The sequence below is a fragment of the Deltaproteobacteria bacterium genome (genome assembly GCA_016875225.1).
GTDB lineage: Bacteria > Myxococcota_A > UBA9160 > SZUA-336 > SZUA-336 > VGRW01.
In genome coordinates, this window is record VGRW01000113.1 from 1 (window position 1) to 8269 (window position 8269).

Annotated in this window: 10 protein-coding genes; 4 read left to right on the forward strand and 6 right to left on the reverse strand. The window is 71.2% G+C overall.

The genetic code is table 11. From position 1 onward, the window contains the following. Positions 1–484 precede the first annotated feature (484 nt). The 5 genes from proB to FJ108_17010 all read right to left on the reverse strand — a co-directional run bounded on the left by proB (position 485) and on the right by FJ108_17010 (position 4341). Positions 485–1603, reverse strand: a complete 1119-nt coding sequence (proB, locus tag FJ108_16990) for a glutamate 5-kinase (protein ID MBM4337585.1) — start codon at positions 1601–1603, stop codon at positions 485–487. Next, positions 1600–2622: a GTPase ObgE gene (gene obgE / locus FJ108_16995; protein ID MBM4337586.1), complete on the reverse strand. Its 1023-nt coding sequence runs from the start codon at positions 2620–2622 to the stop codon at positions 1600–1602. The genes proB and obgE overlap by 4 nt, the downstream gene beginning before the upstream one ends. A 48-nt stretch (positions 2623–2670) precedes the next feature. After that, a complete protein-coding gene (locus FJ108_17000; protein MBM4337587.1) occupies positions 2671–2922 on the reverse strand; it encodes a 50S ribosomal protein L27 in 252 nt (83 codons plus the stop codon). Between the two features lie 2 nt (positions 2923–2924). Then, positions 2925–3233, reverse strand: a complete 309-nt coding sequence (gene rplU / locus FJ108_17005) for a 50S ribosomal protein L21 (GenBank protein MBM4337588.1) — start codon at positions 3231–3233, stop codon at positions 2925–2927. Between the two features lie 64 nt (positions 3234–3297). Continuing rightward, complete coding sequence (locus FJ108_17010; GenBank protein ID MBM4337589.1) at positions 3298–4341, reverse strand: phospholipase; 1044 nt, start codon at positions 4339–4341, stop codon at positions 3298–3300. Positions 4342–4424: 83 nt separating this feature from the next. Here FJ108_17010 and FJ108_17015 point away from each other — a divergent pair, with 83 nt between their 5' ends. Next, the gene (locus FJ108_17015) at positions 4425–5405 is read left to right on the forward strand and encodes a hypothetical protein (GenBank protein MBM4337590.1); all 981 of its coding nucleotides are present in this window, start codon (positions 4425–4427) and stop codon (positions 5403–5405) included. Here the strand turns inward: FJ108_17015 and FJ108_17020 are convergent. Continuing rightward, positions 5402–6241 (reverse strand): hypothetical protein, encoded by an 840-nt coding sequence (locus FJ108_17020; protein ID MBM4337591.1) that lies wholly within the window; start codon positions 6239–6241, stop codon positions 5402–5404. The two genes, FJ108_17015 and FJ108_17020, sit on opposite strands and share 4 nt — an antisense overlap. 65 nt (positions 6242–6306) lie before the next feature. Between FJ108_17020 and FJ108_17025 the strand changes: the two genes are divergently transcribed. The 3 genes from FJ108_17025 to FJ108_17035 all read left to right on the forward strand — a co-directional run. Further along, the gene (locus FJ108_17025) at positions 6307–7314 is read left to right on the forward strand and encodes an ATPase (protein MBM4337592.1); all 1008 of its coding nucleotides are present in this window, start codon (positions 6307–6309) and stop codon (positions 7312–7314) included. Further along, the gene (locus tag FJ108_17030; protein ID MBM4337593.1) at positions 7311–7913 is read left to right on the forward strand and encodes a peptidoglycan-binding protein; all 603 of its coding nucleotides are present in this window, start codon (positions 7311–7313) and stop codon (positions 7911–7913) included. Before FJ108_17025 ends, FJ108_17030 begins: the two co-directional genes overlap by 4 nt. Next, positions 7910–8269, forward strand: a 360-nt coding sequence (locus FJ108_17035) for a hypothetical protein (protein ID MBM4337594.1), incomplete at its 3' end; no start/stop codon positions are given. The genes FJ108_17030 and FJ108_17035, both read left to right, overlap by 4 nt.

The following is an 8269-nucleotide window of genomic DNA, read 5'->3' on the forward strand; positions in this document are numbered from 1 at the left end:
GGGGTACGCGCTCTCCGCGCCCAAGAACTTCTACACACTTAAAGCCGCTTGACCTCCAACTTCCTTGCTTCCTCCGGCCAGATAATGCGATTGAACGGGATTCTCGCTCTGGTGGTTGGGGACGTTGTGGAAGCAGGTCAATGTGTGCCACTGGCTGTCCGTATCTGGGAAGAGATCGAGGACCTCGTTCCCTTTGAGCTAGTAGAGATCTCCAAGGACGACTACGACGAGTCAACCAAGACCACACGGATCTGGGGTAACGAACGCAAGGGAAGAGCGACACCGCGTGACCGGATTATCGTTCTGAGGCGAGTAGCGAAGACCCCAAGGATGCGCCGTCTAAAATCCATTAGGCCCAGTGGCGCCAAGTGACGGGGATCGTCCGTTCGGCAGCGCTGCCCCGGTGGCCGCCCAAAACGGTCAGTCAGGACCGAGCACGCGAGACGCCTCGACGCTCCCTGCCCCGTCACCGCGCGCCGCGCGCTTAGAGCACGATCAGATTGTCGCGGTGGATGACCTCGTCGCCGTTTGAGTAGCCGAGAAGCTCGGCGATCTGCGAGGTCTTCTGGCCCTTTATGCGCGCGATCTCGCGCGCGTCGTAGGAGACGAGCCCGCGCGCGATCTCCTCGCCCTCGGGCGTGACGCAGGCGACCAGGTCGCCGATGCCGAAGCGCCCGCTGACGCGGGTCACGCCAGCGGGGAGCAGGCTCGCGCGGCGCTCGCGAAGCGCACGCACGGCCCCTGCGTCGAGCGAGAGCTCTCCGCGGGGCTTCAGCGTGAAGGCGATCCAGTGCTTGCGCGAGGAGAGCGAATCCGTGGCCGCGCGGACCAGCGTGCCCACGTCCTGGCCTTCGAGGATGCGGCGCAGCACGCCGCGCGCGCGGCCGTCGGCGATCACGGTCGGCACGCCGAATCGGCTGGCCGCGCGCGCGGCCAGCAGCTTCGAGCGCATTCCGCCGGTGCTCATCGCGCTGCCCTCACCGCCGGCGATCGCGAGCAGCTTCGCGCTCACCTCGGCGACCTCGGAGATGCGCTTCGCGCCCGGCTCGCGCGGGTCGCGGTCGTGCAGGCCGTCGATGTCGGTGAGCAGGATCAGCAGATCCGCGCCGCACGTGTTCACCACCTGTGCTGCGAGCTGGTCGTTGTCGCCGAAGCGCAGCTCCTCGGTCGCGACCGAGTCGTTCTCGTTGATGATCGGCACGACGCCGTCGGCGAGAAGCTGCGCGAGCGTGCGGCGCGCGTTCAGGAAGCGCTCGCGATCCGCGAAGCCCGCGTGGTCGAGGAGCATCTGGCCGACGAGCAGGCCCTCGCGCGCGAACGCGCGCTCGAAGCGCCGGCACAGGTCGATCTGCCCGACCGCCGCGGCGGCCTGTTTGCCGGGGATCGAGCGCGGGCGCTGCGCGAGGCCGAGGCGCCGCGTGCCGAGCCCGACCGCGCCGGACGCGACCAGCACGATCTCGCGCCGCCCCGCGATCTCGGCCGCGATCTGCTTTGCGAACGAGCCGAAGCGGCGCGAGCCGACCGCGTCACCGGGCGGTGTCAGAAGCGAGGTGCCGATCTTCACCACGACGCGCCTGGCGCGCGCGAGCCCGGATCGGCTCATCGCCGCGCGACTTCGCGCGCGAGCCGCTGGACCAGCGCCTCGATGCCCTCGCCGGTCGCGGCCGAGATCCAGGCCGGCTCGAGCCCGCGCGCGCGAAGCTCCTCGTCGAGCTGCGCTCGCTCGGCCGGGTCGGCGATCAGGTCCGCCTTCGAGACGCAGACGATCTCGGCGCGCGCGGCCCCCTCGGCGGAGTAGGCCTCGAGCTCCGCGCGAAGCGCGTCGTAGTCTCCGGCCAGGCTCCGCTTGGGATCGCCCCCCGCGAGCGCCGGCTCGGGGTCGAGCAGGTGCACGAGCAATCGCGTGCGCTCGACGTGGCGCAGGAAGCGGTGCCCGAGTCCCGCGCCGCGATGCGCGCCCGGGATCAGCCCGGGGATGTCGGCGATCACGAAGCGGGCTCCGCCGGATTCGACCATGCCCAGGTGCGGGTGCAGCGTCGTGAACGGGTAGCTTGCGACCTTCGGGCGCGCGGCCGAGACGCGCGAGATCAGCGTCGACTTGCCCGCGTTCGGAAACCCGAGCAGCCCCACGTCGGCCAGCACCTTGAGCTCGAGCCGCAGCCAGCGCTCCTCGCCGGGAGTGCCCGGCTCGACCGTGATCGGGGCCTGGTTCGTCGGCGTGGCGAAGCATGCGTTGCCGCGACCGCCGCGTCCGCCCTGGGCCGCGAGCCAGGTCTGTCCGGGCGCGATCAGCTCGACCAGCACGGCGCGCGTCTCGTCGTCCTTCACGACCGTGCCGAGCGGCACGCGGATCAGCACGTCCTCGCCGCCGCGGCCGTCCTTGCGCCCGCCCGAGCCGTGCTTGCCGCGGTCGGCCCGGTAGAACTTGCGCCCGTGGGTGTCGAGGAGCGTGGCCAGCGAGCTGTCAGCCACCAGGCTCACCGAGCCGCCGCGGCCCCCGGTTCCGCCGTCGGGTCCGCCGCGCGGCACGTACTTCTCACGCCAGAACGAGCAGCAGCCGCGCCCGCCGTCGCCGCTCTTCACGTGAATGCGGCACTCGTCGATGAAGTCCGGGGACGACATGACCGCCGATGATAGCCCCCCGGAGGGCGGGGAGTTCGCTCCGAAGCCTTAGATGTCGACTACGGAAGCGAGCTTTTGGTTGCGTCTGTCCGAGAACTTCACGATGCCGTCGCGAAGCGCGAAGAGCGTGAAATCGCGGCCCATTCCCACGCCGCGGCCCGGATGGATGACCGAGCCGACCTGGCGCACGATGATTCCGCCGGCGCGGATCGGCTGGCCCGCGTAGACCTTGGTGCCGCGGCGCTGCGAGTTGCTGTCGCGCCCGTTCTGCGTGCTGCCCTGACCCTTCTTGTGCGCCATTTCTAGACCTCGATCGAGTCGATCTTCACGCGCGTGAAGTGCTGGCGGTGCCCCTTGGTCAGGCGATAGCGCTTGCGCCGCTTGAACTTGAAGATGCGCAGCTTCGGGCCCTTGGCATCGCCCTGGATGGTCGCGACGACCTTCGCTCCGGCGACCAGCGGCCGTCCGACGGTGATCTGCTCGCCCCCGATCATCAGGACCTCGGCGAGCTCGACGCGCTGGCCCGGCTCGCCTTCGATCAGGTCCAGATCGACCAGATCGCCGGGCTGGACCCGGACCTGCTTTCCGCCTGTTCTCACGACCGCGTACATGGGGTGCCGCACTTTACCTGTTTCCCGGGGAGGGTCAACCAGCCGGGGCGCTCGCGAGATGGTGTCACGTGCCGGGCGGCGGCCGCAATTGCTCGAACCAGTCGAGGATGCGCGCGTTCTCCTCGCGTGGCCACGCGTGGGACAGGTCGGCGATCTCGCGGTAGACCAGCCGCGCGCCCGCGCGCAGCAGCAGATCTCGCGCCAGCCGCGCGACCTGCACCGGGAACATCCAGTCCCGCGCGCCGTGCATCAGGTAGATCGGCTTCGCCCGCGCGCGGTCGAGATTTCCGTTGCTGAGATTCGACGGGTGCAGGACGCCGGATCCGGGAGCGAGCGCCGCGAACTCGGCGCCTTCCGCCAGGCCCCGGTAGAGCGCGTAGGTCCCGCCATCCGAGAGCCCGGTCAGCAGGATGCGCGAGCGGTCGACGTTCCAGTTCTCGCAGAGCCCGTCGATCAGCCCGCGCAGCCGCACCGCGTCGACGTCCGGGCCGAGAAAGCTCCACGTGCTGCCCTGCGAGCTCGGAGCGAGCAGCAGGTAGCCGCGGCTTCGCGCCTCGCGCAGCCAGGTCCAGAGGAAGTCGCGTCCGCTTCCACCGCCGCCGTGAAGCGCCACGACGAGCGGCCAGGCGCGGCTCGGCTCGTAGCGCTCCGGCACGTAGAAGGCGGTGGTGCGCGCGCCGCCGCCTGCGCTTCCCGCCTCGAAGAGGCCGACGCGCACGCCGTCGCGCGGCGCGGGATCGAGCTCGTCGAGCCGTTCGTGCCACTCCGGAAGCGCGAAGTAGCGCCCGATCGAGGCGTGCCCGCGGCGCAGCGCGTACAGCGCCGCCTGCGCGTGCGCGTGCTCGGACAGGCTCCCGAAGAAGCGCGCGATCGCCTGCTCCGGCTTCGCCTCGTCGCAGAACAGGTGCGCGGCGCGCGCGGCGATCGCGGCTGCCTCGGAAAGGCGAGCCAGCGCCGGCCCCGAATCGCCCGGCGGCGCGGGCTCGGCCTCGAGCCGGGCGAGCGGCTCGGACACGGCCTTCCGGAGCTCGGCGATTCGCGGCGGGTCGAGCTCGCGAAACGCGTGCTCGAGCGCGGCCAGAAGCGCCACGACCCGCTCCGGATTCAAGGGCGGGCCCCGGTGCCCGTGCTCGTGCCGACCATACGCGTCCTGTAGTTTACGACACCGCTTGCCGATCCACGGGATGGCAGATGATGTGCACCAAGCGCGCAGCTCTGATTCTCGTCGTGCTCTTCGCCTCGTTCGCGATCGCGCACGAGCCCGCGCGCGCGGACGGCGGCGCGCCGGCGCGGATCCGCGACGTCCGCGTGGGCGAGCACTCCGGATTCGAGCGCCTGGTGATCGAGCTCGACGGCGACGTCGAGGTGGTCTGGGAGAACGGCCCCGAGCCGGGCGAGGAGAGCTTCTACATCGCGGCCGCGCCCGCGCAGGCCAGCCGGGTGATCTCGACGGGGCTTGCGCACGTGGGCACGGTCTCGGTGACGCAGATGAAGGGCGGTACGCACGTCGCGGTCGAGCCGCGGTCGCGAAGCGTTCGCGCTTACACGCTTTCCAATCCGCCGCGGTTGGTGGTCGACTTCGCGGAGCCCGGGCTGGCCAAGTTCGAGGCGCCCGCCGGATCGCGCGCGCTCGAGCCGGCAAAGACGCTCGGCCCGCTCGCGGTCGAGCCCGAGCCCGAAGCGGTGCCGGAGCCGGCACCGACGCCTGAACCCGCGCCCGTCGTCGAGGCACCGCCCGTCCCCGTCCCCGTTCCCGCACCCGCCCCGAAGCCTGCTGCAGCGCCCGTGCCCTCGGTCGTTCCCGTGACGCAGACCCCGGGGGCGCCCTTCCCGTATGGGCTGGTGCTCGGAGCGCTTCTGGCTCTGGCGTTTCTGATCGCGGCGGGCGTCCTGCTCGCGCGTCGGCGCGCGGCCAGCGCGGAGCCGTCGGTCTCGGCGCTCTTCGCGGAAGAGGACGAGGGCCGCGAGACTTTTCCGAGCCACGCCGACGAGATCTCCCCCGCCGAAATCCTGCCGGTCGGCGACCACGAGGCGCTGCTCGAGAAGCGACTCGACGAGGAAGTGCGCGCGCGACTCGAGCTCGAGCAGCGCTTCGCGAGCGCGAACGAGGAGCTGAAGGTCCTGCGCGACCGCCTGCACCGACTCGAGCGCCGGCGCGAGGGCGCGGGCTAGGCCGGATGCGCCGGAATCTCGTCCGCGAGCGCGGCGGCTCCGTACGCACCGCAGTACGCGCCCGCGTCCAGGAAGTGCGGCTGCGCGCCGTAGGCCGTGGTCACCCACTGCAGTGTCTCGCGCAGCTCCGGATTGTGGACCAGCGTCGAGCCGCAGTAGACCACGGCCTGCGCCGAGTGGCTGCGCGCGAGCGTGCCGCAGATCAGCGCGATGTTCTCGCCGAGCATTCCCATCAGCGCGTGCGCGAGATCGGCGGGGTCGCGCGAGTCGAGCTTGGCGAAGCTGGACGCGTTCAGGTCGAGCGGAAGGGAGATCTCACCGCTCGGGTAGATGTCGCCGACGAGCAGGTCGACGCGGCGCCGATCCCCGCGCGACGCGAGCGCGCAGATCTCCTCGAACGTCTCGACGCCGAGCAGAAGCCGGCCCAGGCCGAGCAGGGTTCCGCCGCCGAGCGCGCTGCCGCCGACGCGCTTCGCGGAGCCGCCCTCGAGCGACAGGACCGACGTGCCGGTGCCGAGCGAGACCAGCAGATAGTGACCCGGCAGGTCGAGCCCTTCTCGCGCGGCGAGCAGCGGAGCCCCGCGCGCCCAGGCGGCGAACTCCGGAACCGTGTGCACGCGCAGGTGCGCGAGCTCGCGCTCGAGCCTCGCCGCGCCTCCGCCGGTCGCGATCACCCGCTCCGGCTTCCACTCGCCGAGGCAGGCGCGCACGCCGCGCAGATCGGAAGACGGGAATCGCCTCGCGCGCGACTCGCTCTCGCCCGAGAGGACGAGCTTGCACAGGCTCGCGCCGACGTCGACGCCGGCGATCCCGTTTCCGCGCGGGGGGTTGGACATACGCGGCGCAGAGTATCACCCTGCCCGGCGACCCGCCGAAGTTCAGCAGGTTAGGAGCAAGCTCGATGTACACCGGGTTCTACGGCCTTCGCGAGAAGCCCTTCTCGCTCGCGCCGGACCCCCGCTACCTGTTCCTGTCCGCCTCTCATCGCGAGGCGCTCGCGCACCTTCTGTACGGGATCGAGGAGGGCGAGGGCTTCATCGAGGTGATCGGCCAGGTCGGCACGGGCAAGACCACGCTGTGCCGGACGCTCCTCGATCGGATCGGGCAGGGCGCCGAGATCGCCTACATCTTCAATCCCAGCCCGAGCGAGCTCGAGCTGCTCTCCGCGATCAATCGCGAGTTCGGCCTGCCGACGGCGGTGCGAACGCGCACCGAGCTGCTCGAGTCGCTGAATCGATTCCTGCTCGAGAAGAACGCCGCGGGCCGGCGCGTGCTGCTCGTGATCGACGAGGCGCAGAACCTCGACCCGGCGGTGCTCGAGCAGGTGAGGCTGCTCTCGAACCTCGAGACCGACCGCGCAAAGCTCCTGCAGATCGTGCTGATCGGGCAGCCCGAGCTCGAGGAGAATCTGGCGCGCTCGGATCTTCGCCAGCTGCGCCAGCGCATCACGGTCCGCTGGAGCCTGCGCGCGCTCACGCGAAGCGAGGTCGGCGAGTATCTGGAGCACCGGCTGCGCGTCGCCGGCCTTTCGGATCCGCAGATCTTCACGCCCGGAGCGGTGCGCGCGATCACGCGCGTCTCGCGCGGCATTCCGCGCCTGATCAACGCGGTCGCGGACCGCGCCCTGCTCGCGGGCTACTCCGAAGGCAGCCGGCAGATCGACGCGAGACTGGTGCGCCGGGCTTCGCGCGAGCTGCCCGCGACGGAGATCTCGGGCTTTCGCGAGGGGGTCTGCGCCTTCCGATCGCGTTCGGCCTGGTCGCGATCGGAGTGCTGCTCGGGCTCGCCGTCACCGCGTTCACGCCGCGTGTCGCGCTCGACTCCCAGGAGAGCGCGGCCACGGCGATCGCGCCGGTCTCCTCCGCGCCGGCTCTCGGCATCGGGGTCGATGCGCGCGGGGAGCTCGTGAGCGCCGCGGAGGCGATGCAGGCGCTGCTCATGGCCTGGGGCTACGACAAGCCGATCGGCGCCGAGCTCGATCCCGATCGCTATTCCGACGCCGTGCGCGCGATTGCGCCGCTGAACGTGCTCTCGCTGCGCGGAGGTCTCCAGATGCTGACCAGCCTGGATCTTCCCGCCGTGCTCGAGTTCGAGTCGCGCCCCGGCGAGCGCCGCTACGTCGCGCTGCTCGGCCTGGACGACGCGGGCACGGCGCAGCTGCAGATCGCCGGCGAGGCGGTCGCGCTGCCGCTGGCCGAGCTCGAGCGAAGCTGGACCGGTCGCACGTTCTATCTCTGGACCAACTTCGAGTCGGTGCCCGTGCTTCTGCCCGGAATGAAAGGCCGCCCGATCCGCTGGCTGCAGGCCAGGCTCGCCGAGCTCGGATACTTGGAGCCCGGGGATGCGAGCGAGGAGTTCGACGAGCTCACCTCGAGCGCCCTGCGCGTGTTCCAGCGCACGCACGGCTTGGAGCCCAGCGATCAGCTCGGTCCCGAGACGCTGGTCGCTCTGTACCAGTCGCTCGACTACACCACTCCGCGGCTGCGCGAGCTCGAGGAAGCGCGGTGAGCACGATCCTCGACGCGCTGCGCAAGGTCCAGCGCGACCGCTCCGCGCAGACGCCGCCGGCCGATCTGCGCGGCTCGGTCACGAGCGAGACACCGTCGCCCGCGCGGCGCAGGCCCCGCCGGAGCTCCGGATGGATCGCCGCGCTCGCGCTGATTCTGGCCGCGGGCGCGGCGGGCTCCTGGCTGTACTCGAGCGGTCGCATCGACGCCTGGCTCGGCGGGCCTGCGCAAGAGGAGCTCCTGCCGACGGAGGCGGAGCTCGACGCGCTGGAGCGAGAGACCCGTGAGCAGGAGGCCGCGCTCGCGCGCACGGAGTCGGGCGCGCAGGGGGACGTGACTCCGCCGCCGTCGACGACG

Excerpts from the sequence above, each read along its gene's own strand:
- FJ108_17025 (MBM4337592.1), top strand. The coding sequence starts at position 6,307 with ATGTACACCGGGTTCTACGGCCTTCGCGAGAAGCCCTTCTCGCTCGCG.
- obgE (MBM4337586.1), bottom strand. The coding sequence starts at position 2,622 with ATGTCGTCCCCGGACTTCATCGACGAGTGCCGCATTCACGTGAAGAGC.
- rplU (MBM4337588.1), bottom strand. The coding sequence starts at position 3,233 with ATGTACGCGGTCGTGAGAACAGGCGGAAAGCAGGTCCGGGTCCAGCCC.
- proB (MBM4337585.1), bottom strand. The coding sequence starts at position 1,603 with ATGAGCCGATCCGGGCTCGCGCGCGCCAGGCGCGTCGTGGTGAAGATC.
- FJ108_17000 (MBM4337587.1), bottom strand. The coding sequence starts at position 2,922 with ATGGCGCACAAGAAGGGTCAGGGCAGCACGCAGAACGGGCGCGACAGC.
- FJ108_17020 (MBM4337591.1), bottom strand. The coding sequence starts at position 6,241 with ATGTCCAACCCCCCGCGCGGAAACGGGATCGCCGGCGTCGACGTCGGC.
- FJ108_17015 (MBM4337590.1), top strand. The coding sequence starts at position 4,425 with ATGATGTGCACCAAGCGCGCAGCTCTGATTCTCGTCGTGCTCTTCGCC.